This window comes from Bacillus cereus group sp. TH152-1LC (assembly GCF_027710505.1).
In the GTDB taxonomy this organism is placed as follows: domain Bacteria; phylum Bacillota; class Bacilli; order Bacillales; family Bacillaceae_G; genus Bacillus_A; species Bacillus_A mobilis.
The window spans coordinates 161205-182113 of record NZ_JAQFNK010000005.1 but is presented as its reverse complement, the minus strand read 5'-3'; the positions used below and the strand labels follow the sequence as shown (position 1 = coordinate 182113).

The window sequence follows — 20909 nt, the reverse complement described above, 5'->3', positions numbered from 1 at the left end:
ATTGTTTACATGTAGTCTAAAATACTCGTTTTACTCATCGTGCTAACCGCTTTAAGTGTCGCTTCATACGTCGCATTAATATACGCTAAGTCTGAAATTGCTACCGCTAAATCAACATCTTCAATTTCTTTACGATTTTCTTGAAGTGCTAAATTTTGCTCGCTTAAAATGGTCTTAAACGTATCTACAGTATTCATCGTTGCTCCTACTTCTGTTGTACGATTAATAACACTATCCAAGTTTTGTTTATTTTCCGCTAATAACGGTTGTAACGCTTTTTGATCACCGTTTTGCATTGCGTCTTTCATCTTTACTAACGTTTGAATCACAGGAGTTAGTAAGTCCTCACCTTTACGAAACGCTTTAATTTCATAACCATCATTTAGCTTCCACATTACATCTTTTTCGCCGCCTTGGTATGTCCCATCATCCGCAAATGGAGGCTGCTCTGCACTATCTCCACCAAACAGATAGCGACCTTGCTCTTTCGTATTCGCTAAATATACAACTTGTTTTAAAATTTGATCGATTTCGGCACCGATTGCCTTTAATTCTTTTTCACCATTTGGTCCATTTAATGCTTGTACCGTTAATTGATCCGTTCTCGTTAAAGATTTCACAATACCTGACAATGTATTTTCTGTCTGACTTAGCACATTTTTAGAATCTGCTATATCTTTTTGCATTTGTTCAATATTCGCCAACGAATGTTGAATCGCGAATGATTTACTTGCTGCAAGTGGGTCTTCACTCATAAGAAGGTTTTTCTTCCCTGAAGTTACTTGATTTCGATGATATTGCTGTTGCACATTCAAATCCATTAGCTGATTCTTTGCCCAATTTGCATTTTGAAATGTAGATACTCTCATTTCTATCTCCTCCTTACTTATTTTCAATCAATTTCTATTCCCTATCGGATAATCGAAAACAGACTATCAAACACTTCATTCATCGTAGAAATAGCTTTAGAGTTTGCTACGAAGTATTTTTGGAAGGCCATTAAATTTACCATTTCCTCTTCCATATTCACGCCTTCGACACTCATTTTTTCTTGCTGAATACCTTCTAATAAATCCCCATGAATTTTTTGATAACCATTCACTTCACTTTTATCAGATGCTACCTTAACGATAAATTGGTCCAGTGCTTTTTTATATGAAAGACCTTCTTTATAATTGTCATCTGTAATTCCTGCCAGTTTATTTGCAGTCTCAGCAGATATTTTCATTTTCGAAAAATCATTTACGAATTCTGGATTTAGCTTCAACTCTTTCGCATAATCCCCAACGAAGAATTCTTTTCCCATCACTGTATTTACTTCATTTTTCATTGAACTCATTAAGTCTTCAAGATTTTTCTTATAACTAGCAATCTGCCCTTTCATATCAACCGCTGATTTTATTGCACCACTAGTTAAAGGGATTTCCGAACCATATATTTCAACTGACATTGGCTCTTTCGTTTTATTTAATTGGAGCGGATATGTATCTTGTCCATTTACTGTTAAAACACCATTCATTCTAACACTTGCGATATTAGGATTCATAGATTCATAAGATACTTCTATATTCGCGTACTTTGACATTTCTGTAACGATGCGGTCACGTTCGTCTAAAAGTTGATTCGGTACTTGTGTACCAGCCTGCCCAATTTTTTTATTCGCTTCTGCTAAACTAGCAGCAAGACGATTAAATTCATTAACATGTGCTTCAATATCTTCTGTCGTCTGCGCTTCTACTGAATCTAAATTTTTCGCTAGTTTATTTACCTGACTTGTAAACTTCCCAGTTTCAGAAATTAGTGTATCGTAATAGTTTGATTGATCTGGATTTTTTGCAACTTCCCGAAAAGCATTAAAGAATCCATCCATTAAACTAGATAGTGAATTTTTCCCTGTCGTTCCTACCATAGACTCTACTCTTGATAAAACAGAATTTTTATAATTATAGTAAGCAAGCTGAGATAATTGATCGTTAAATTGTTTCGTCTTCACTTCATCTGTAATACGATCAACACCTAACGTTTGTACACCATAACCAATTCTCTGTTCCGGCATATGCCCATTACTTGCTCCAACAGAACCGAAATTCACCGCTTGACGCACATAGCCCGGTGTATGAATGTTAGACAAGTTTTGTTTCGTCGTTTGTAATCCCATTTGTGCCGCTAACATGCCTGATAACGGGGTATTATAATCAGATAATCTCACAATGCTTCACTTCCCCTTTACAATAGTTCGTTCATAAAGATTTGCGAATTATTGTTTCGTTCTAAGTTATATTCAGAAACGGAATCCACAATACTTTCTGTAGTTTTTAATAGTACGTTTAAGTAATATTGATTTTTCAAAAGAATCATTTTTACATTCTCTTCTAATTCAGTTAAGTTTTTTTGTAATTTTTCCATTTTTTCAATTTCTTCATGAGAAAAATACGAAAATAACGCACTTACGCGAAATGATTCAACTCCCTGTTCTTTACAAAACTGAACAACCATTTCTTCAAATGAATTTGATAACTTTTTTAAACCATCAATGTACTGCAATTGCTCTACTTGCAGTTTTTGAACCGCATTTACATTTTTATGTTTTAAATTCTCATATATTTGTTCCCCAAGCGCTTGAATGTTTTCATATGCTTTTTGAATAATAACGAGCTTTTCATATAATTGTATATACATATAGCTTCCTTCCCTTTTACAAGACTAAATTTACAATTAAACCGTGGATTTCTCCAATTTGATTTAACATTTCTAAATGTCCCGTTTTTGTATTAATTAAATTCATAACATCTTCTAATTCATTTAATCCCATTTCTGCCTGCTTCACAATCGTCATTTTTTGTGAATATCCATAACGCGGATGCCGAGACATGACATCTTTATATTGCAATACATTATCAACGTAAAAATTCAAAAATGATTTTACTGTATTTTTGTATTCCATTACGTTATCAAGTGTTAATTCCATTTCAATTTTCTCTTTAATTTCTCCAATATTATCAACAAACGCTTCCATTTGTTCTAACAATTTATCTTTTTTCGGATCTGCATGCAAATTATCCGAAAATGCAAGTCCTGTTCTGACATTTGCTTCTTTCGGCATTTGAGTAGCAGGCGGTATATGCGATAAGATTGGATTATGCGAGATAGAACGCAGCATATATATCACCTATTTATTTTTTTATTTCTTCCTAAAGTTAATCGTAAAATCTAGTTATTTATAATTATACTCTGAACACTAATATTTTGCAGTTATTTTTTATAGAAGATATGTTACAATTTAGCATGAGGTGGCACAATTCTATGAATATTTTTCTTTGTGGTTCAAATCAATTAACAGCATTAGATCAAGAAGAAATTAAAAAATTTTTAACTGACTATGCTCACAAGCATAAAATTTATATATCATGTTATAAATCTATTGAAAATGAGGTACTTCGTTTTTTCGTCGAAAACGAAAGACTCGCTCAAAATTTATGCCTTTACACGCTACAACCGTTACAAGCAGTAACAGATGAATTTCAAGAAATCGTTGATTATTTAAAAAAACACGGAGCCGATTATGTTGCTTTTGATCATCCTTCCGACTCTATTTACCGATCAGATTATATGTTTTTTGTTAAACAAATTATTGAAGATACCGATTTAGTTCTCTGTTTTTATAATGGAGACAAACATACATCTGTCATTCCCGTTGATATTGCAAAAGAAGCTGGGATTGATGCTGTTATTTATGATTTACCAGGTTTACATGAAAAGCAAATGAAAAAAAGCTTTGAACAAAAAATTCGTATGATGTAAAGGGGGCGGCACAATATCATTATTGTGCCCAGTGTAAATATGATAATTGAACAAGATTATGATCATTTTATCGCGAGTTTTAAACAACAATTCAATATGGATATCGCTTCGTATAAACAAGATAGAATGCGCCGTAGAATCGATGCTTTTATTTCAAGAAAAGGCTTTGAAAACTACACTACTTTCTTAAGTACTTTACGTGCTGATCAAAGCTTATTTTTAAGTTTTATTGACTATATTACAATAAACGTTTCAGAGTTTTTTAGAAATAAAGAACGTTGGCAAACGTTAGAATCGAAAGCACTACCAAAATTACTCGAACAAAATAACGGAAAATTAAAAGTATGGAGTGCCGCTTGCGCTGCCGGTGAAGAGCCATATACACTCTCTTTAATTTTATCGAAACATCTATCTCCATTTCGCTATGAAATACTAGCAACGGATCTTGATTTTCATATTTTAGAGACTGCAAAACGTGGTCAATATACGGAACGTTCTTTAAAAGAATTACCTAGCGATTTGAAAGAGCGTCATTTCACAAAAGAGGATGATATATATTCATTGCATCAAAACATGAAGCAAAACGTCACGTTCAAACAACATGACCTGTTAATGCAGTCGTTCGATACAAATTACGATTTGATTATTTGTCGTAATGTAATGATTTACTTCACAGAAGAAGCAAGAGTCAAACTGTATGAAAAGTTTAGTCGTTCTTTACGAAAAGGCGGTGTGCTATTTGTTGGTAGCACAGAACAAATTTTAACACCCGAACGATTCAATCTTCAGCGCTTTGACACATTCTTTTACGAAAAAATATAGAAAAAACAGGGCGAATTCACCCTGTTTTTTTGTGTTTTTTCACCAAAATCATAACGAGGAATTGCGGGATTACATTCAAAAGACTAACTAATAGTAATAATTGATAAGGCGTAAACGGTTTAAAATAACCCCGATGCCAGCTTACCCCTAACTCACTCTCCATCTTGTATAAAAAATAATATGAAATAATTATAGATAGTATATTACCTATAATAAAAGGAATTGTATTGCTAAAAAGTTTAGAGAAAAAAGCAAGAATCGAAGTCCCTATCACCATAATTACATACCCAATCATAGATCCGTTAGCAAAGTCTTGATACATCGAAAAATAGACAAAAGGAAAGCAGTATAAACAAACTATTAGAATAATAACGATTAACTTTCTCACAGTTTCGCCCCCTTTTTTGATTACATTCCTTCAACGGTGTAATTTTACACCGTTGAAGGAAAAATTTGCAAATACCTTTCTCTTGTTGACTCTCTTATAAACATACAAAACCCCGAATCATGTGACTTTTTTCATGTCCACAATTCAGGGGGCCATTCATTTTCTTATATAACTCGAATTAAAATAATACAAACAATCCATATAAAGAGAAACAGAAACGTCATGGACCATTTATGTTCTTGCATCGTTCGTTTCAACGCCTGTGATAATTGTGTCATATTCATTTCTGCAAGTGCTCTCCATACACTTGCATCCCGCTCTTTAACTGTGCGATCCGTGACACTAATTAAAATGGTTTCATTAGATAATTTCGTTATATACGCAGTAATAACCGTTACCATTAAATTTATATTTCCTTCTGACGAATCACTCTCCACGTTAGAAAGAAGTGCACTTACATCTAGTAACGGAATATGTACCTTTCTACCAAATGATAGTTGTACTTCAGCGAAATCATACGTTCCATCTAACAAAGGCAGTTCTTTTATATGCGCCTGTTTCACAAGCCCTTGCAAGCTTCTCATTATTTGTTCATATATTTTTTCGGTTTGCTTTCCTTCTCCAGATAGCGTGTGTAACTTTTTAAAAAGTTGTAACACTGTATCCATCTCTTTAGAAAGCATTTCCTTCACAATCTTTCCGTCACCTAAGCTAGCAAGTAAAATCCCGATTTCATTATTTTTCATAATGATTTTGGAATGCCCAGTAAACACTAGGTTACTACCTTTTCGTTCTTTTTGAATCTCATGTTCTGAAATAGCTGCAGGCTGTTTTAATGGTTGTAGCGTCTTATTTTCAATTGTCGTACGTTTAATTTCCATTTAAGCGCCTCCACTACGGTGAAATAATTAGCCCCATTCTTTATTACTCTTTAAAACTAAAAACAATACGAATAACCCTGACATAATCGCAAACACATTAGAAGCTTGTACTCCTTGTTCGCCATTGTCTTCCTTTTTCTTTTGTGGTTCTTCTATTTGTTCTTTCTTTTTCGAAACAACTCCATTGTCATTTCTACTTTTTTTCTCTTTGTGGGCCTTTCCATCACTTACCACCTTATGATCCTTCAATGGCTCTTTTATAAAGTAAGTAATATCTTCGTTCTCTTTCAGCGGCTCTTTTATAAAATCGTTTATTTTCTCTTCTTGCTTCGGAATTTGGACAACTGGCGGGTTTTCTTCCTGTAGCGGAACCTCTTCTTTCGAGTCTTCCTGCTTCTCAGGTTCTTTCTTATCTTCTAATTTATCTTCTTTCTCTCGTTCTTCTACCTTGTTATCCTCTTCTGTTTTTTTCTCCAAAACAGAAACGATATACTCACTTGCCTCAACCAATTTATTGCCGGCCGCATCCACTATTTCTACAAGTAGTTCGTATGTGCCGATTGGCAACGCATCCGTTATTTCAAATACTTTTTGCCATTCCATATCGTGCTTATTGTAATCTAATAAAATTGTAATCTCTTTATTATCTTTCCCTTTTAATGTAACTCGAACTTCTTTCACAACCGATTCTGCGTCTGCCGCCTTCACTCGTACATGCATAGGATCGCCTTGTTTTCGTTCAATTACGTTACCCTTCGCCTCGTCAACAGTAACTTTATGCAACTTCGGCAACTCTTTATCTATTGTTGGTGTTTCATTATTTATACGAATAAGAGGAACTTTCACTTCATTTTCTATAAGCTCTTCTTTCTCATTTTCTTTATAACTTTGAACAAGCTGCAGGTTCCAATCACCTTGCAAATCAAAAATCCCGACCTTATAGTTAGCAACCCATCGCTTCGTTTCTTCTTCATAGTTAAAAGATAGCATTCTTTCTTGCTCATACAGATCGCTGTTTTTTGGCAACTGCAACATACCTTTTATACTTTGAATATTTGTCTCTTTTGGCTCTACAATAATCCGAACTTCTTCGCCAATCTGTAATTCTGGCTTATTTACTGTAATAACCCCTTGATCCGTCTCTATCTTTTTTTCGGTTTCTTGTTCATTTTTTGCTTCTTGTTGTTCCTCTTTATCTTGCTTCATTTCCACTTGCTCTGGCTGTTCTTGAACTTCCTTGTTTTCTTCTTGCACATTCACTTCATTTATATTTTGATCTGGCATATTTTGCTCTTCTGCCTGACTTTGCAATGGGAAGAGCAAGCACACATGTATGCATAGCCAGCAAATTAGAAAAAACTTTACGTTTTTCATCCGCCTGTTCAAACTCCTATTTCAACGCCTTATAGTGATTTCGTCACTTTCACTCCGAAAAATCCATCTACATTTACAAGTTCACCATATGCCACCAATACATCATTTACATAAATTCGAATTGGTTCATCAATATCTTCATCTAAAACAACGGCTTCATTTTCTTGTAAACTTAATATATCTTGAATTGTTTTCACTGTACTTCCAAATACAAATTTAACGTTCATTTCTACATTTTGTAGAATGGATGTATCCATATACACTGGCTCAATTTGTTTCACTTCTTTAAATTCAATCGGTTGTACAACAGGTTCTACAACCTCTTCTTCTATTTCTTCCTCAGCAATCTCTTCTTCTTCTGCTTCCACCATTGGATATAGCAGTCGTCTTACCATTTCTTTCGCTTCTGAAATTGGTAAAATTTGATACATTTTTGATTGAAGTAGGTCGCCGATTTCAAGATTAAACGTAATTTGGACAAGCTCATCCACTTCCATTGCTTCTCCCAAATATTCCATCTCTTCTTTTAATGTGACAAATTTAACGTCTGGCGGCGTCATATCCATTTTTTCTTTAAACATTTCTGACATCGCTGTTGCAGCATGCCCCATCATTTGGTTCATGATTTCTTTAATACCGCTCAGTTCTAATTCACTAAGCTCTTTCTCTGGATCAATCTCTCCCGTTCCCATCATCATTAAATCTACCATTGTCAAAGCAACATCTTTCGTAAATACGAATACGTTCTCATTTTTCAGGCCTTCAACAAAATCAACATTTAAAATAACAAAAGGAACTGGTACTCCGTCATAATGACGCACATTAATCGCTTCTACATTTGGTGTACTAATCGTAACCGGTTGATTTAATAGCGTTGACAATACCGTTGAGGCTGAACCGATTGAAATATTTGCAATCTCCCCAAGTACATCTTTCTCTTCTTGCGTTAACTGCTCTTTTTCAACATGTTCTTCTACAATCTCAGCTTCCACTACTTCTACCGGCTCATCTTGCTCTTCCGCCTCACCAGACAATTGTAGTAATTTATTTATCATCTGTTTCGTATGTTCAACTGGAACAATTTGTACAAGTTTAGAGTTTACAAGATTATCTATTTTAAGGTCAAATGACACTTTAACAACCGTGTTATTTCCAGTTATTCCAGAGATTTTCTCCATCTCTTCTGATAGCTTTACAACTTTAATTGTCGGCGGAGACATGTCTACTGTATCTTGGAAGAATTCCGACATAGACGTCGCTGCGAATCCCATCATTTGGTTCATCGCTTCTTGTACAGCACTGAGCTCTAATTCGCCAAGCTCTTTCCCTTCTTCCACTTCACCTGTCCCCATCATCATTAAATCAGCAATCGATAAAGCAACATCTTGCTGAAGGACAAGTAAGTTCTCCATATCTAACCCTTTTGTAAAATGAATGTTTAATACAACATGAGGAACCTCAACATCACTTGTATCATATAAGTCCACTAACTCTACATGAGGAGCAGTTATACTTACTTGCCTATTTAAAATTGTTGATAATACTGTCGAAGCTGAGCCAAATGATATATTTGCGATTTCGCCAAGAATATCACATTCTTGAGGCGTTAAAAGCTCCTTTTCTTTATCTAGCACAATTGTGCTCGTATCCCCTTTTGTGTGTTGCTCAGGCATTTTTCCTGCCTCCTCATTTTTGTTTTTCTATTAAATGAATACACTTTAACTCATTCTATTTTAACAAACTTCCTACACTAATTATGAATATGTATTTATTTCCATTTATATATTAATTTTCTTATATTTGCATAGTTCACAAAAAGCTCCCCAATTGTTTACAAGTGGGGAGCTTTCCTTCATTCCTATTATAAACCTTCTGGGTTTAAAATGAGGACCACTCGTCCATCGCCGAGAATCGTCGCGCCAGAGAAATAGTTTGAACTATCTGCAAAGAAGTCGCCTAATGACTTTAAGACTATTTCTCTTTGACCGATAATTGTGTTTACAATAAGTCCATAGCTACGATGTGTATTACGAACAATTAACACAGGAACCATTTGACTATCATATGACCCAAACGCCTCATCTACTGTTTTTTCACCAAATACAGTACTTAAATGCTTCACTTCAATAATTTGATCACGATAGTTTAACACGTCTTTTCCTTGTACGGATTGGATGTCTTCTCTCTTAATTCGAATCGCTTCGACAATGTTACCAAGAGGTAGGGCATAGCGCGTGTCATTTGTTTGAACAAGCATGGATTGAATAATAGATAACGTTAACGGAAGTTCAATTCTAAATGTACTTCCTTTTCCTTCCTCTGAATCAATAATCAAATGCCCACCTAGACTATGAATTGTATGTTTTACAACATCTAATCCAACGCCACGTCCTGAAAGATCCGATACTACTTCAGCTGTACTAAATCCTGGTTGGAAAATGAGATCATACACTTCACGATCCGTTAATTTATTTGCCTCAGATTCTGTTACAACACCATTTTTAATCGCTTTTTCTAATACTTTTCCTTTATGAATACCATTTCCGTCATCCGTAATTTGAATAACAACATGATTTCCACTATGAAACGCTTCTAATTTAATCGTACCTGTCTCATTTTTTCCTGCATCACGGCGTTGTTCAACAGTTTCAACCCCATGATCAATCGCATTACGAATTAAATGAACGAGTGGATCACCGATTTCATCAATAACAATTTTATCGACTTCAGTGTCTTCACCTGAAATTTGTAAATCGATTTTTTTCCCTAAATCTTTCGCTAACATACGTACCATACGAGGGAAACGATTGAAAACAGTTTCTATCGGTACCATACGCATATTTAATAGTACATTTTGAATATCTTTTGAAATATCACCTAATCGATTTAAATGCTCAATTAACTCCTTGTTTTGAATCGTTTGTGCCAATTCATCAATACGCCCACGTTCAATTACACTTTCTTCAAACATGTTCATTAATCGTTCGATTTTCTCTAATTGAACACGAATGGAACGATTCTCACCTTTAGCATTTTTCGTTTTTGCAGCGCTTTTCGTTGTCGTAGCACTTGCTGGTTGCTTCGCTGCCTCCATAGGGGCTTCGACCTGCGTAACTACATCCGATTGGATCATTTCTTCTACTTGCACAGCTTCTTCTATAGCAAACTTCGAATCTACTTCCTGTAAAGATTCTCCTTGTTTCACTAGTACTTTCTCAATTTCAGAAACATGAAGCACTACCTGTTTTAATTCTTCTACGCTACGATCCGTATTCATAAATACTGTGAACTCAAATCCGAAAGCATCCGCTTCGATTTCTTCAATACTAGGAACTGTTTTTTGTATATCACCTATATTTTGCAGCGCTTCAATACACATAATGGCACGTACTGCTTTTAAAATAGCTTGCTGTTCAACTGTTATATGCACTTCATGCGAAACTGCATCATTATTTATAGGTTCTTGCTCAATATATTCCGCAGGAGTTTCTACATTGCCATTCAATAATGCTTCTAATTTCTGCTTAGTTGTAATTACATCAATATTGCCCATTCCGCCTTGTTGCACATCTGCAACCATCTTCTCCAAATTATCAATGCACTCAAAAATCACATCAATAATATTCGCATGTACTACTATATTCCCATGACGAATTTCATCTAAAACGTTTTCCATTTTATGCGTTAAATCCGCCATTTCCGTAAATTCCATACTCGCAGACATACCTTTGAATGTATGGGCTGAACGGAATATTTCTCCTACTACACCCATATCAGCAGGATTCTGTTCTAAAATTAACACATTTTCATTTAGCGACTGCAAATGTTCTTCCGATTCTTCAAAAAATATATTTAACAGATCTGTTTGCATTTTCATCCCCTACCTGTCTAACAAACATTTCATTTATGTATAACAATTTAGTGTTTTAAAACGAGAAAAAAGGGTGCCACACATCTTTCCGTTATCACTGTTTTGATTCCTTGTGGCACCCCTTTTATATTAGCTATTTGCTACTTTTGTTAAAGCTTCGATTACACGATCTGCTTGGAATGGCTTTACAATAAAGTCTTTTGCTCCACCCTTAATTGCATCTAATACCATACCTTGTTGTCCCATTGCTGAACAAATAACAACCTTTGCACTTGAATCAATTTTCATAATTTCTTTTAATGCTTCAAGTCCGTCCATTTCTGGCATAGTAATATCTAATGTTACAATATCAGGTTGAAGTTCTTTATATTTTTGAATCGCTTCTACTCCATTCTCTGCTTCTCCGATAACCTCAAATTCAGAATTACTTTTTAATAAGTTTTTAATCATCGTTCGCATAAACATTGCATCGTCTACAACTAAAATTTTATGTGCCATTCTATTTGTTTCTCTCCTTCTATGTATAAATATATCTTAATATTTCACCTTATCATTCTCACTCATTATACAAAATAAAACGATAAAATTTAATATTTTTTTAAAAGAATTTCTGTATTTTTATTATTTTATTACTAAAATAAAAATATACTATTCTTTAATATAAATGACAACGCGACGGTTTTTCTCCCAATTTTGCGGTGAATCATTTGGTACGACTGGTTTTGTGTCTGCATATCCGACCGCAGCTAACCTTTTATCCTCTACATTATACACTTCAATTAAATGGTGGATCATATTAGCGGCCCTCGCTGAAGATAACTCCCAATTAGAAGGGAACTTCTCGTTATGGATCGGTCTACTATCAGTATGCCCTTCCACAACAATCGGGTTTGGTACAGATTGAAAAAACCCGACTAATTGACTAATGATATCTTTCGCTTCAGGTTTAACGTTCGCATCACCCGTATCAAATATTAAATTATCTACTATAACGACGCTCACTCCTGTATCTTCTCGGTATACATTCACTTGACTAATACCGTTACTATCTACATATGCTTTTAACTTTTTGTACAAGTCATCCATTCGCTTTTTCGAGATCATTTTCTCATCATTTTTTTCATGTGAAATATCTGGTATTGTATTTTCCATTACTTTTGCATCAACTTGCTCCACGTCACTAAACTTTTCAAGCATCTGTGATAATTTTACTGTATCTTGCTTTGATGTAGCAACTAGTAATACAAAGAAAGTTAATAATAACATCGTTAAATCTGTAAAAGTCGTCATCCAACGAGGCGATCCCTTTTGCGGTCGTTTCATCATAACCATAACACTCCTTGCAATATTAGGCTGCTCGTTTTACTTTTTTCATCTTTGTTTCATATACATATGTATCTAGTTTCAGCTTTAATTTAGAAGGAATTTGTCCACGATACAATTCTGAAATTGCTTCAATAACAAACTTCTTCTCTGTATATAAATCTTCAATACCACGATACACTTTTTCAGCAAGAGGGATTGCAATCATATTTGCAAGTACTGATCCATACAATGTCGTTAACATCGCAACTGCCATCCCTGTACCAATTTGTGATGTGTCTTGCAAGTTTTGAAGCATAATAATAAGACCGATTAAAGTCCCTATCATGCCCCAAGCTGGAGCGAAATCACCAATTTTATCTAATAATGTCGCTCCCTTTCGTAACTCATACACTTCCGTTTCAACATCTTTCATTAATACTTCTTTTAATTCCTCTTCATCGTAACCACTTAACATAAGTTGAATTCCTTTTTGAATAAAAGGATTATCTACTTGCTCTCCATCAACTTCTAAAGAAAGCAATCCGTGTTTTTTAGACTTTTTCGAAAAATCAACAAACAAATCTGTTAACTGTTCCAAATCTTCTTCTCTTCTATGTAAAACAGTAAAAATACTTTTCGTATATTTTTTTATTTCTCCAAATCGATACGCCACAACAATTGTCGCTGTAGTTCCCCCTATGACAATTAAAATAGATGAAACATCTAAAAAGTTTTTAAAAGCTTTTATTCCGCCGCCGCCAATCATAATTGCCGCTATTACTATGGCAAAACCTACTATAATGCCAACTGGGCTAGAAATGTCAAACTTCCTTTTTCTTCTTTGCGGTCTAGCAAATCCTTGATTTTCGTCTCCCATATTCCTGCCCTTTCCTTTTCATTTTTATAAAACATTTTTTTATTTTAATAATGCGTTTTCACATATAACGTTTATTATACGCTTATCATCTATTTATCGCAATATACTCATAAAATTGACACATTTCATTTCCATATTAGAATTATAGTATGGAAATATGAGGAGGATTACAATGGAACATAACATTTTACAAGTCATTGCACTAGCAGAAAAACTAAAATATGAAATGCGACATAGCTGGCTTTCTAATGGACGTCAAGAAAGTGTTGCTGAACATACGTGGCGCATGTCTCTAATGGCCATTTTAGTTGAGCCTTATTTAGATCAAAAAGTAAACATTGAAAAATTACTTAAAATGGTTATTATTCACGACTTAGTCGAAGCTGAAGCTGGTGATATTCCTGCTTTTGATACAATGAATAGTCATGAATTACAATTACAAAAACAAAAAAATGAGCAAGAAGCCATTTTAAATATTAAACGAACATTAAAAGGTTCTCTCGGTGAGGAATTATATGATTTATGGATGGAGTTCGAAGCAAAAGAAACGTACGAAGCAAAAGTAGCTAACGCCCTTGATAAGCTTGAGGTGAAAATCCAGCATAATGAAGCTGATATTGATACGTGGCTACCAATTGAGCATAAAATGACATTCCAAGTAGCAAAGCATACAAACTTTGATTCTTTCCTGTCTAAATTACAAAAAATGATTGAACAAGATGGTGAAAAGAAATTACTAGCTGCCGGCATTGACGTGGAAGCTTGCAAACGATAATGAAAAGACACTCAATTTGAGTGTCTTATTTCATTATCGTTGATACAGCCTGCTTGTAAATCAGTTGTTGTTTCCCATCAACTAACATTAAAACGGTAAATTTGTCTATTGCAACAACTTCTCCTACTATTCTAACGCCACTCTTTAAAAAAATTGTAACAATACCTTTTTCTTCTTTTATTTGTTTATATAGCTCTTCTTGTAAATGTTCCAAATACTTTTCTCTCCTTTTTCGCAAAATATCTTAATATAAAAAACTACAAATTATTTATGTGCTTTATCTTTTACATTCATAAACTTATTAATAAGTATATCTAAATCTCGGCTAAATAACAAAACTTTATCATGTTCCAATCCATGTCTAGCAACAAGTTGAATTAGCTCTTTCTTTTTGTTTTCTATTTTATTGTGTAATTTTCCCATCTCCATCTCTTTACTAAAACTCCCTTTTCCCATAATATTACTTGTAAAATTATAGTACAAATCCTCTCATAAAAAAATATAAAAATGGTTTTTTTTACAATTTTTATATTTTTTTATGAAGAAATCGCAAAATATATAACGATTTCTTCACATATCCCTAGCTCAATATACAATCAAAATGACCATACAGGCGTTTGTCTAATTACAAAAGAGACTGGCTCCTTTTCCATACAAAAAACATACTGTATATAGTAGTCCATGAATTATATAGATTAACTTACTCAAAAGGAGGAAAACATATGAGCTATGGTGGAAGTTGCGCTGGTTTCGGCGGTGGATTTGCTTTGCTTATCGTACTATTCATCCTTCTAATCATCATCGGATGTAGCTGCTGGGGTGGCGGCGGATACGGATACTAATATATCCTATCCTTAACAAATGAACGAAAAACTATACGAAAACAGCTCATATTTGAGCTGTTTTTTCATACTTTCGTATGAAGTGATATCCCTCTTTTTTGCGATTTCAACTAATTACAAAACGTTTACGATGAAATTAAGAAATACTTTACTAAGGAGGATTACAATGATTAAAGGTCTTTACGAAGCACATTTACCTGTCCGCAACTTAGAGATATCTATACCTTTTTATGAATCACTTGGACTGAAATTATATAAAAGAGGAGATGATATTGCTTTCTTTTGGATTAAAGAAAATGAAAGTTGGCTCGGCCTTTGGGAAGGCACAGAATACAAAGTTAATTATCATCCCTCTTTACGACACATCGCCTTTCAAGTAAGCTTACATGATTTAGAAAATGCGATTCATTGGCTAAATCAAAAAGGCATTTCAGCACGAAAAGATTTCGGAATGGAACCAATTGAACCGATTGTTTTTCCAGAATTAGCGCATGCCGCCGTATACTTTAACGATCCTGATGGAAATAGTTTAGAATTGATTGCTCAATTACCTGTTGGACTTCCTACAGCGGAAAAAGTGTATGTAAGTGAGTGGAAAAAACAAGTTCAAGCATCATCATTACATAAAGATTAATCTTGTTATGTCAGTTTCTTATTCTACACTTCTAAAAACAAATAATAACTTCAAAAAACTATTTTACGGTCAAACGTTAAGTGTACTTGGAGATTGGTTTCATACTGTAGCTTTAGTAACATTCGTCTATAGCATAACGGAATCTCCGTTTATGATTGCACTCACCTTTATAAGTAAAGGATTACCTCAACTTCTGCTTAGTCCATTCATAGGCGGCGTTGTAGATCGTTTTTCTAAAAAGAAGATTCTGATTTTTACCGATATTTTACGAGGTATGATCGTCCTCACTTACTTATTTGCACTATATAAAATTGAGATTATTTTCATTTCTAATATATGTTTAGCTGTACTTTCTTGTTTATTTGAGCCGGCTAAACAAGCAACCTTAAAAAATACCGTACACCAAGATCATTTCGTAACTGCTAACTCTCTTTCTAGTATAATGAATAGTTTTATGTCTATTATGGGGGCTTCTTTAGGCGGAATCCTTGCACAATCTTTACATATTGAGTTCGCTTTTTTAGTTAATAGCCTGTCATACTTTATTTCAGCCTATTTTATTTATAATATGAGCGCCCCTTCTCATGATACTTGTAATAAGAAAAAAGCATTTTTTACTGATATAAAAGATGGTTATACGTACATATTACAAACAAAAATCATTTTAACCTTAATTCTTGTCGGCATTTCATGGGGCATGATTGGAGGTGCTTATCAGCTACTTCTAACGATCTATGCCGAAAAAATTTTTCACACGAATATCGGAATTTTATATACGGTTCAAGGGGCTGGGCTTATGATGGGAAGTCTCCTCGTTAATCTTTATATGTCTCATAATAAAGAAAGAATGAAAAAAGCATTTGGCTGGGCCTACTTCCTACAAGGAATTTTCTTTCTCGGATTCATCGTATCCGATCAGCTTATTGTCGGTGTGATTACATTGCTCTGTATGCGCATAGCAGGAGGAATCATCGTTCCACTTGATACGACATTACTTCAAACTTACACGAAGGAAAATATGATGGGTAAAGTTTTTTCATTCCATTATTCCATTTATGGATCTCTTATTCAGTTATCTATGTTTTTTACAGGAGCGCTTCTAGAAGTTCTTTCTCCGCAAGTTATCGGTACCTTGTTGGCTATATGCTGTATTTTTGTTAGTTTTATATGGCTTTACTTATTCTATCGCGGGAAACTGAGTAAAGAATCCACTATCACTTAATAGCATGTTTAATACATGCTATTTTTATTTTTGTCGAAATTCAAAGGAAAAAGGCGATTTATTTTCCTTACGTTCTAATTTTTTAGAATATACAATAAATTTAGATTGTAAGAAAGGAGATGTCATAATGTTTGACGATAGACTTACTATTTCAGCTGAGCAACAGAAGCTCATTTCTAACGCAACTCGCATTCAAATTCTTCACCTTTTAAAAGACGAAGCACTCACTGCAAAGCAAGTAGCTACTAAACTAAATAAATCTGCTGGTAGCGTACATTATCACGTTCAAATTTTATATGATGGAGGGTTACTTGAATTAGTAGACACGAAAGAGAAACGAGGAATTATTGAAAAATATTACAAAGCAAAATCTGCTCATTTCTATATTGAAGAAAGCGGCACAGAAGGAACGAATACAGGTAGTCATATTGTATCTCATTTATTTTTAACTCCAGAGGAATTACAACAGCTTACGTGGGAAGTTTCACAAATTTTATTACGCTGGGAAAACAAAACCGCTCGTCAATCAAACTCCGAAGAGGAATACGCTATTTCCTGCAAGATTAAAAAACAATGAAAGAAAGGTCCAGCTGCTCATGAAAAATAAATTATTATTATTGTCGGGAACAGGAATTTCTCGTTTAGGTGATTTTATGTATCTCATCGCCCTAAACGTAATGGTGTTAAATAGCACAAACTCCCCTGCTGCTGTAGCAGGATTATGGATTGTAGGTCCAATTGCGACCGTTGTTACAAAAATATGGTCTGGTAGCATAGTAGATCGATTAAACAAACGGTCCATTATGCTCATCACAGATATAATTCGGGCAGCTCTCATTGGCTGTATTCCACTATTTGATTCTATTTGGGCCATTTATATTTTTATCTTTTTAACTCGCATCGCTACATCATTTTTCGATCCAGCATCATTTTCTTATAGAACAATGCTCATACGAGCTGAAGAACGCGCTCAATTCAACGCTTGGAATAACTTTTGTACAAGCGGGGCTTTTATTATCGGTCCAGCCCTTGCTGGAATACTTCTCACCACGTACTCAGCATCCTTTGTTATTTACTGCAACTCACTTTCCTTTCTACTTTCTACTATTCTCATTTATTTCTTGCCAAACATTACATTACAAACAAAGCAAAACGAAGAAGTTGCAAATACTTTCGTACAAACATTACGAAGTGATTTGAAACAAGTTTTTTCATTCGCTCGAACGGAAACTTACATCATTCTCATATTCGTTTTATTTCAAGCTACTATGCTTGTTTCTATGGCGCTCGATTCACAAGAAGTTGTATTCACAAAACAAGTACTGTTTTTATCCGACATGGAATATAGCATGCTTGTTAGTATAACTGGTGCTGCATATATTTTCGGTTCATTTCTTGTTTCTCTCTTTGCTAAACGATTACCGATTCAACATTGTATCGGATTCGGTATGTTTTTTACAGCAATAGGTTATGTAATTTTCGCCTTTTCAAATTCATTTATAGTCGCGGCAGGCGGTTTCATTTTACTTGGCATTTCTTCATCATTTGCTGGTACTGGCTTTATCACATTTTATCAAAATAACATCCCAGTTCATATGATAGGACGTATTGATAGCGTATTTGATTCTATAAAAAATTTCATCCAAATCTTTTTCATTTTAGCAATTGGGGCATCCGCACAATTTCTTTCCGTTCAAATTACTGTAATCATTAGTTCATTACTCATTCTTCTCCTTTCCTGTTTATTAGCAATCCGGGTAATGACGCCTTCACGAGAAAAATATTTTAAGGCTACAGGGTCATCATTGGAATATTAAATGCATCATAAAAAGCGGCTATTTAGCCGCTTTTTTCCCATTTTAAAGGACAGTAAGCCCCCACTGATTTAAGTTTCACTTTATGTTAAAATATGTATTGGATTTGATTATGTAGGAGGGCTATTTTGGAGATTATATTCATTTTCATATGTATTATATTAGTAGCTTCTATTTTACAAACAAGTACAGGTTTTGGCTTTTCTATTATGGCAACACCTTTCTTACTCATGCTATTTCTACCACAAGAAGCTATTCAAATAAATATTATTTTATCATTAATTATTTCCATATCACTCATTTGGAAAATAAGAACAGACATTGATTTTATTCTACTGAAAAGATTAATTTTCGGAAGCATAGTTGGTGTTCCGTTTGGTATTATCATTTTCACTTCCATTAACATCAACACATTTAAATTAGCAATTAGCATCCTGCTCTTACTATTAACGTTGATGCTAATATGCAACTTTAAGATTCAATCAACAAAATCTAGAGATTTCATAGTTGGCGGATTATCTGGTCTTTTAACGACAAGTATCGGTATGCCAGGACCACCTCTGTTGCTTTACTTTACAGGAACGGATACGAAAAAAGAGAAATTGAGAGCAACCACTTTAGCTTTTTATCTATTTATATATTTCATTAGTCTACTAACTCAAATACTCTTTACTGGTACAAATAAAACAATTTGGGAATCCAGTTTTTATGCTATTCCAATCGTATTTCTAGGTTTGTATATAGGTCAAATTATTTTCAAATGGCTTAATCAACGGATTTTCAAAATATTTACGTATATCCTTTTAAGTTGTACAGGTATGTATCTTCTTATTGAGAGTTTACATTTGTTATAAGTAAGTTTTTCAATATAAAAGATGCTTTATATTATTACGTGTGGTGGAGTAGTCTACATCGAAAAAAAACATATTTTAGAGCTACAAAATCATAAATAAAATACTAACTAAACGATAAAAAGCGGCTATTATTCCGCTTTTTATATTCACATTAAATATTTTAAAACTAAAATCCCACCTATTACTATTACAAAGACATTGAAAAAAATCATCCAACGTTTTTCAAATTCCTTATATCTCTCTTCTTTCACTCCATATTGTTTTAGTTTTTCAATTAAAATTGTTAATTTTTGATTATACTCTTCACTTCCTAATTGTATATAATTGTTATTTATTTTAATTCCATATACATTTTTCATTTTTTTATGTTGCGAAACTGCTTGAATTGAGTTTATTAGTACATTGTATTCATTCAACTTTTTAAAATAACAATCTAACGCTACAATTTGTAACCTTGTATTAGTTAAAACAATGTAATAATAAAAAGTAGCACCTGCCGTGAATATATTCGGTATAACTTTAGAATTAACAAATCCTCCTTCTTCCACTAATATTTCACACTCGATTTCTTCTCCTTCTTGTAACTCTTTCCGAACTGATTCTTCCAACATTTGCACCGTTAATTTCTTCAATAATTCCCCGTTTTTCACATAATACTTATCTACATTTATAGACTCATTCGCTTCTTGCTCTAAACGTGCAATTTCTTCCTCTGAATATTGGAGCTCATTTAACATAGATAATAATCTTTTATCCATATTACACACTCCCTTTCCACAGTTTTTGGAGTTTTTTCTTCCCACGAGAAATTCTATTGTATATATAATCTGCCGTCACTTTTAATTCTTTCGCAATATCGTCAATGGAATATCCATCAATATACCTCTTCAAAAAGATATATCGATCTTTCTTATTTAAATCTTGAACTATTTCCATAATCTCTTCTTCTTCTTCTTGTTCTATTTCATACCTATCATGAATACCTGTATCTATTTCTACGTCTTTATCGATTTTATTCTCTTTATATATTTTCTTTTTATATTCCAATGCCTTTAATTTAGTAATACCAATCATCCAAGATTTTAAGTTTCCCTTTTCTGTATCAAATTGTTCGATATGAAACCAAATGACAGTAAATACATCGTTATAACAATCATCCACATATTGTTTCTCCATAGGGGTACTTAATGATTTATGAATAATGTATAAAATTAACTTTCCATATTGATCAATTACTTCTTTCAAAGCATCTTGATCACGTTTTTTCATAGCTATAATTAAATCCTCTTCAGAATCGAAAATCATAAACATCTTCCTTCCTCAATTCCCCTTTAGCAGCTGCCTTTACTTACTATTGGTATTTCATTCTCATTTTCTATCACTTTTGTAAAAATTTCTTAATTTTTATTTCTATGTATAATGATAACAAATAAAATACCTAAGTTCAGA

At 33.7% G+C, this 20909-nt stretch carries 25 protein-coding genes; 9 read left to right on the top strand and 16 right to left on the bottom strand.

Annotated elements, in window-relative coordinates:
* Positions 1 to 5 precede the first annotated feature (5 nt).
* The 4 genes from PDL00_RS15250 to PDL00_RS15235 are packed head-to-tail and all read right to left on the bottom strand — an operon-like array spanning position 6 to position 3160.
* Positions 6 to 869, bottom strand: coding sequence for a flagellar hook-associated protein 3 (locus tag PDL00_RS15250; protein ID WP_242250808.1), 864 nt, complete (start codon positions 867 to 869; stop codon positions 6 to 8).
* A gap of 41 nt (positions 870 to 910) precedes the next feature.
* Positions 911 to 2209, bottom strand: a complete 1299-nt coding sequence (flgK, locus tag PDL00_RS15245; RefSeq protein ID WP_270729860.1) for a flagellar hook-associated protein FlgK — start codon at positions 2207 to 2209, stop codon at positions 911 to 913.
* Positions 2210 to 2226: 17 nt separating this feature from the next.
* A complete protein-coding gene (locus PDL00_RS15240) occupies positions 2227 to 2679 on the bottom strand; it encodes a hypothetical protein (RefSeq protein ID WP_270729858.1) in 453 nt (150 codons plus the stop codon).
* A gap of 16 nt (positions 2680 to 2695) precedes the next feature.
* Positions 2696 to 3160, bottom strand: a complete 465-nt coding sequence (locus PDL00_RS15235; protein ID WP_000946323.1) for a YaaR family protein — start codon at positions 3158 to 3160, stop codon at positions 2696 to 2698.
* Between the two features lie 143 nt (positions 3161 to 3303).
* Between PDL00_RS15235 and PDL00_RS15230 the strand changes: the two genes are divergently transcribed.
* Together PDL00_RS15230 and PDL00_RS15225 are read left to right on the top strand one after the other, a co-directional pair.
* Positions 3304 to 3801, top strand: a complete 498-nt coding sequence (locus PDL00_RS15230) for a flagellar motor switch protein FliG (RefSeq protein ID WP_270729855.1) — start codon at positions 3304 to 3306, stop codon at positions 3799 to 3801.
* Positions 3802 to 3840: 39 nt separating this feature from the next.
* Positions 3841 to 4623 (top strand): CheR family methyltransferase, encoded by a 783-nt coding sequence (locus PDL00_RS15225; RefSeq protein ID WP_242250804.1) that lies wholly within the window; start codon positions 3841 to 3843, stop codon positions 4621 to 4623.
* A gap of 16 nt (positions 4624 to 4639) precedes the next feature.
* Here the strand turns inward: PDL00_RS15225 and PDL00_RS15220 are convergent, their stop codons facing one another.
* The 8 genes from PDL00_RS15220 to PDL00_RS15185 form a co-directional block, all read right to left on the bottom strand.
* Positions 4640 to 5011 (bottom strand): hypothetical protein, encoded by a 372-nt coding sequence (locus PDL00_RS15220; RefSeq protein WP_242250803.1) that lies wholly within the window; start codon positions 5009 to 5011, stop codon positions 4640 to 4642.
* 164 nt (positions 5012 to 5175) lie between these two features.
* The gene (locus PDL00_RS15215; protein WP_242250802.1) at positions 5176 to 5892 is read right to left on the bottom strand and encodes a hypothetical protein; all 717 of its coding nucleotides are present in this window, start codon (positions 5890 to 5892) and stop codon (positions 5176 to 5178) included.
* 27 nt (positions 5893 to 5919) lie between these two features.
* On the bottom strand, positions 5920 to 7266 hold the full coding sequence (locus PDL00_RS15210; protein ID WP_270729851.1) for a transglycosylase: 1347 nt from the start codon (positions 7264 to 7266) through the stop codon (positions 5920 to 5922).
* Positions 7267 to 7295: 29 nt separating this feature from the next.
* Positions 7296 to 8939 (bottom strand): flagellar motor switch protein, encoded by a 1644-nt coding sequence (locus tag PDL00_RS15205; RefSeq protein WP_242250800.1) that lies wholly within the window; start codon positions 8937 to 8939, stop codon positions 7296 to 7298.
* Between the two features lie 188 nt (positions 8940 to 9127).
* Complete coding sequence (locus PDL00_RS15200) at positions 9128 to 11137, bottom strand: chemotaxis protein CheA (RefSeq protein ID WP_270729849.1); 2010 nt, start codon at positions 11135 to 11137, stop codon at positions 9128 to 9130.
* A gap of 129 nt (positions 11138 to 11266) precedes the next feature.
* Entirely contained in the window at positions 11267 to 11635 is a 369-nt protein-coding gene (locus PDL00_RS15195) for a response regulator (protein ID WP_000940577.1), read from the bottom strand.
* 150 nt (positions 11636 to 11785) lie between these two features.
* Entirely contained in the window at positions 11786 to 12463 is a 678-nt protein-coding gene (locus PDL00_RS15190) for an OmpA family protein (RefSeq protein WP_270729848.1), read from the bottom strand.
* A 22-nt stretch (positions 12464 to 12485) separates the two neighbouring features.
* Positions 12486 to 13319 (bottom strand): flagellar motor protein MotP, encoded by an 834-nt coding sequence (locus PDL00_RS15185; RefSeq protein WP_097843325.1) that lies wholly within the window; start codon positions 13317 to 13319, stop codon positions 12486 to 12488.
* A 172-nt stretch (positions 13320 to 13491) separates the two neighbouring features.
* Between PDL00_RS15185 and PDL00_RS15180 the strand changes: the two genes are divergently transcribed.
* Positions 13492 to 14094 (top strand): HD domain-containing protein, encoded by a 603-nt coding sequence (locus tag PDL00_RS15180; protein WP_000400774.1) that lies wholly within the window; start codon positions 13492 to 13494, stop codon positions 14092 to 14094.
* Between the two features lie 25 nt (positions 14095 to 14119).
* Here the strand turns inward: PDL00_RS15180 and hfq are convergent, their stop codons facing one another.
* Both hfq and PDL00_RS15170 read right to left on the bottom strand, forming a co-directional pair.
* The gene (gene hfq / locus PDL00_RS15175) at positions 14120 to 14308 is read right to left on the bottom strand and encodes an RNA chaperone Hfq (protein ID WP_000400661.1); all 189 of its coding nucleotides are present in this window, start codon (positions 14306 to 14308) and stop codon (positions 14120 to 14122) included.
* A gap of 50 nt (positions 14309 to 14358) precedes the next feature.
* Positions 14359 to 14577 carry an aspartyl-phosphate phosphatase Spo0E family protein gene (locus PDL00_RS15170; RefSeq protein WP_242250797.1) on the bottom strand — a complete coding sequence of 73 codons (219 nt, stop codon included), beginning with the start codon at positions 14575 to 14577 and terminating at the stop codon, positions 14359 to 14361.
* 239 nt (positions 14578 to 14816) lie between these two features.
* On the opposite strand from PDL00_RS15170, the gene PDL00_RS15165 reads away from it, so the two are divergent.
* The 6 genes from PDL00_RS15165 (at position 14817) to PDL00_RS15140 (ending at position 19460) form a co-directional block, all read left to right on the top strand.
* Positions 14817 to 14936 (top strand): YjcZ family sporulation protein, encoded by a 120-nt coding sequence (locus tag PDL00_RS15165; RefSeq protein ID WP_000120179.1) that lies wholly within the window; start codon positions 14817 to 14819, stop codon positions 14934 to 14936.
* Positions 14937 to 15102: 166 nt separating this feature from the next.
* Positions 15103 to 15570 (top strand): VOC family protein, encoded by a 468-nt coding sequence (locus PDL00_RS15160; RefSeq protein WP_000589696.1) that lies wholly within the window; start codon positions 15103 to 15105, stop codon positions 15568 to 15570.
* Positions 15571 to 15577: 7 nt separating this feature from the next.
* Positions 15578 to 16792, top strand: coding sequence for an MFS transporter (locus PDL00_RS15155; protein ID WP_270729979.1), 1215 nt, complete (start codon positions 15578 to 15580; stop codon positions 16790 to 16792).
* 127 nt (positions 16793 to 16919) lie between these two features.
* A complete protein-coding gene (locus PDL00_RS15150; RefSeq protein WP_270729841.1) occupies positions 16920 to 17369 on the top strand; it encodes an ArsR/SmtB family transcription factor in 450 nt (149 codons plus the stop codon).
* A 19-nt stretch (positions 17370 to 17388) separates the two neighbouring features.
* Complete coding sequence (locus PDL00_RS15145; RefSeq protein ID WP_270729839.1) at positions 17389 to 18609, top strand: MFS transporter; 1221 nt, start codon at positions 17389 to 17391, stop codon at positions 18607 to 18609.
* A 125-nt stretch (positions 18610 to 18734) separates the two neighbouring features.
* Positions 18735 to 19460: a sulfite exporter TauE/SafE family protein gene (locus PDL00_RS15140; RefSeq protein ID WP_242250793.1), complete on the top strand. Its 726-nt coding sequence runs from the start codon at positions 18735 to 18737 to the stop codon at positions 19458 to 19460.
* Positions 19461 to 19606: 146 nt separating this feature from the next.
* On the opposite strand, the gene PDL00_RS15135 is transcribed toward PDL00_RS15140, so the two are convergent.
* Both PDL00_RS15135 and PDL00_RS15130 read right to left on the bottom strand, forming a co-directional pair.
* Positions 19607 to 20218: a hypothetical protein gene (locus tag PDL00_RS15135; protein WP_000361345.1), complete on the bottom strand. Its 612-nt coding sequence runs from the start codon at positions 20216 to 20218 to the stop codon at positions 19607 to 19609.
* A gap of 1 nt (position 20219) precedes the next feature.
* Entirely contained in the window at positions 20220 to 20771 is a 552-nt protein-coding gene (locus PDL00_RS15130) for a sigma-70 family RNA polymerase sigma factor (protein ID WP_270729837.1), read from the bottom strand.
* Between the last annotated feature and the right edge of the window lie 138 nt (positions 20772 to 20909).

Excerpts from the sequence above, each read along its gene's own strand:
- PDL00_RS15225 (WP_242250804.1), top strand. The coding sequence starts at position 3,841 with ATGATAATTGAACAAGATTATGATCATTTTATCGCGAGTTTTAAACAA.
- PDL00_RS15160 (WP_000589696.1), top strand. The coding sequence starts at position 15,103 with ATGATTAAAGGTCTTTACGAAGCACATTTACCTGTCCGCAACTTAGAG.
- PDL00_RS15215 (WP_242250802.1), bottom strand. The coding sequence starts at position 5,892 with ATGGAAATTAAACGTACGACAATTGAAAATAAGACGCTACAACCATTA.
- PDL00_RS15145 (WP_270729839.1), top strand. The coding sequence starts at position 17,389 with ATGAAAAATAAATTATTATTATTGTCGGGAACAGGAATTTCTCGTTTA.
- PDL00_RS15130 (WP_270729837.1), bottom strand. The coding sequence starts at position 20,771 with ATGTTTATGATTTTCGATTCTGAAGAGGATTTAATTATAGCTATGAAA.
- PDL00_RS15185 (WP_097843325.1), bottom strand. The coding sequence starts at position 13,319 with ATGGGAGACGAAAATCAAGGATTTGCTAGACCGCAAAGAAGAAAAAGG.
- PDL00_RS15240 (WP_270729858.1), bottom strand. The coding sequence starts at position 2,679 with ATGTATATACAATTATATGAAAAGCTCGTTATTATTCAAAAAGCATAT.
- PDL00_RS15195 (WP_000940577.1), bottom strand. The coding sequence starts at position 11,635 with ATGGCACATAAAATTTTAGTTGTAGACGATGCAATGTTTATGCGAACG.
- PDL00_RS15235 (WP_000946323.1), bottom strand. The coding sequence starts at position 3,160 with ATGCTGCGTTCTATCTCGCATAATCCAATCTTATCGCATATACCGCCT.
- PDL00_RS15210 (WP_270729851.1), bottom strand. The coding sequence starts at position 7,266 with ATGAAAAACGTAAAGTTTTTTCTAATTTGCTGGCTATGCATACATGTG.
- PDL00_RS15180 (WP_000400774.1), top strand. The coding sequence starts at position 13,492 with ATGGAACATAACATTTTACAAGTCATTGCACTAGCAGAAAAACTAAAA.
- PDL00_RS15190 (WP_270729848.1), bottom strand. The coding sequence starts at position 12,463 with ATGATGAAACGACCGCAAAAGGGATCGCCTCGTTGGATGACGACTTTT.
- PDL00_RS15155 (WP_270729979.1), top strand. The coding sequence starts at position 15,578 with ATGTCAGTTTCTTATTCTACACTTCTAAAAACAAATAATAACTTCAAA.
- PDL00_RS15200 (WP_270729849.1), bottom strand. The coding sequence starts at position 11,137 with ATGCAAACAGATCTGTTAAATATATTTTTTGAAGAATCGGAAGAACAT.
- PDL00_RS15250 (WP_242250808.1), bottom strand. The coding sequence starts at position 869 with ATGAGAGTATCTACATTTCAAAATGCAAATTGGGCAAAGAATCAGCTA.
- PDL00_RS15205 (WP_242250800.1), bottom strand. The coding sequence starts at position 8,939 with ATGCCTGAGCAACACACAAAAGGGGATACGAGCACAATTGTGCTAGAT.
- PDL00_RS15150 (WP_270729841.1), top strand. The coding sequence starts at position 16,920 with ATGTTTGACGATAGACTTACTATTTCAGCTGAGCAACAGAAGCTCATT.
- PDL00_RS15230 (WP_270729855.1), top strand. The coding sequence starts at position 3,304 with ATGAATATTTTTCTTTGTGGTTCAAATCAATTAACAGCATTAGATCAA.
- PDL00_RS15135 (WP_000361345.1), bottom strand. The coding sequence starts at position 20,218 with ATGGATAAAAGATTATTATCTATGTTAAATGAGCTCCAATATTCAGAG.
- PDL00_RS15165 (WP_000120179.1), top strand. The coding sequence starts at position 14,817 with ATGAGCTATGGTGGAAGTTGCGCTGGTTTCGGCGGTGGATTTGCTTTG.